General features: G+C 69.0%; 1 protein-coding gene. It reads right to left on the bottom strand.

The genetic code is table 11. From position 1 onward, the window contains the following. Window positions 1–1,477 (bottom strand): family 43 glycosylhydrolase (locus ACFFRH_RS44150; RefSeq protein WP_386164163.1); only part of this gene is annotated, 1,477 nt, incomplete at both ends.

The following is a 1,477-nucleotide window of genomic DNA, read 5'->3' as shown; positions in this document are numbered from 1 at the left end:
TTTGGGAGCGGACCCAGACGCTGGTGGTGTAGCTCTTGTTGTTGGTGAGCTGCGTGGTGACGTTCTGGTGCGGGCCCTGCCAGGCGGCGGTGCGGCCGGAGGTGAGCAGGGAGCGGCTGCCGCCGTGGGCCACGGTGGTGGCGGAGGACAGGGTGCCGCCGGAGGCGGTCCAGCCCGTCGTGCCGTCCTCCATGGTGGCGTTGGTCAGCAGGTTGCCGCCGCTGCTGCTGCCGCTTGGGGTGAACTGCCACCAGTTGAGGTTGAACAGGTAGCCGCTGGCGCCGGTGAAACGCAGGTAGAGGTCGCGGGTGGCGGTGGCGCCGGAGATGGGGCAGGTGACCGAGGTCCAGCTTTGCCAGCCGCCGGTGCCGGGGACGGTGCAGGTGCCCACGAGGGTGCCGGTGGCGCTGCCGAGCCGGACCTCGATCCGGCCGCCGCTGGTGCCCGAGGCCACCCGGGCGGTGAAGGAGGAGGCTCCGGTGCCGAAGGCGACGCCCTTGACCTTGACGTGGTCGCCGTTCTCGATGAAGCCGATGTTCATGCCGCCTTCGGTGGAGGCCTCGGTCTCCACCCCGGACGCCCAGGCGATGGTTTCGGCTTCCTGGCGGACGTACGGGTCGAGGGTGCCGACCTGCGGTGGTCCGGCGGTGGTCATGTTGATGGTCGGGATGGTGCCGTCGGCGTTGTAGGTGAACTTCTCCACGGCGACCGAGCGGGTGTAGCCGCTGCCGCCGGGCAGGGCGCCGTTGTGGTAGAAGAAGTACGAGCTCCCGGCGAAGTCGACGATCCCGGCGTGGTTGGTGAAGCTCGCCCCCTGCCTCGGCATGATCGTTCCTCGGTAGGTCCAGGGTCCGGTGGCGCTGGGGGCGGTGGAGTAGCCGATGAATTCCGAGCAGCATTCGGCGGCGAAGACGTTGTAGTAGAGGCCGTTGCGCTTGAAGACCCACGGCCCCTCCTCGTAGAGGGTGGGGCGGCTGGCGTTGCCGTTTCGTGTGCCGAAGCCGGCCGTGGTGAGCGGGATCTGGGTCGCGCTGCCGGAGTAGGAGATCATGTCGGTGTTCAGCCGGACGTACCACAGGCGGGGGTTGCCCCAGTACAGGTAGGCCTGGCCGTTGTCGTCGATGAAGACGTTGGGGTCGATCTCGCCGTTCTCGACCAGCGGGCGGCCCAGCGCGTCTCGGAAGGGTCCGGTGGGGCTGTCGCCGACCGCGACGCCGATGGCCATTCCGCCGGTCGCTCGGTTCCGTACTGGGACGTACCAGTAGAACTTCCCGTTGCGGGGGGTGACGTGGCCGGCCCAGGCGTTGGCGTCGGCCCAGGCGAAGGTGGCCAGGCTCATGGGGGAGCCGTGGTCGGTCCAGTTGGCCATGTCGGTGGAGGAGTAGACGCGCCAGTCGCGCATGGTGAAGTAGGTGGATCCGTCCTCGTCGTGGCCGGTGTAGACGTACACGCGGCCGTTGTGGACGAGCGGCGCCGG

It is taken from the genome of Streptosporangium vulgare (genome assembly GCF_042428775.1).
Taxonomy (GTDB): Bacteria; Actinomycetota; Actinomycetes; order Streptosporangiales; family Streptosporangiaceae; genus Streptosporangium; species Streptosporangium vulgare.
The sequence above is the reverse complement of the archived record's forward strand: the minus strand, read 5'-3'. Positions and strand labels throughout refer to the sequence as shown.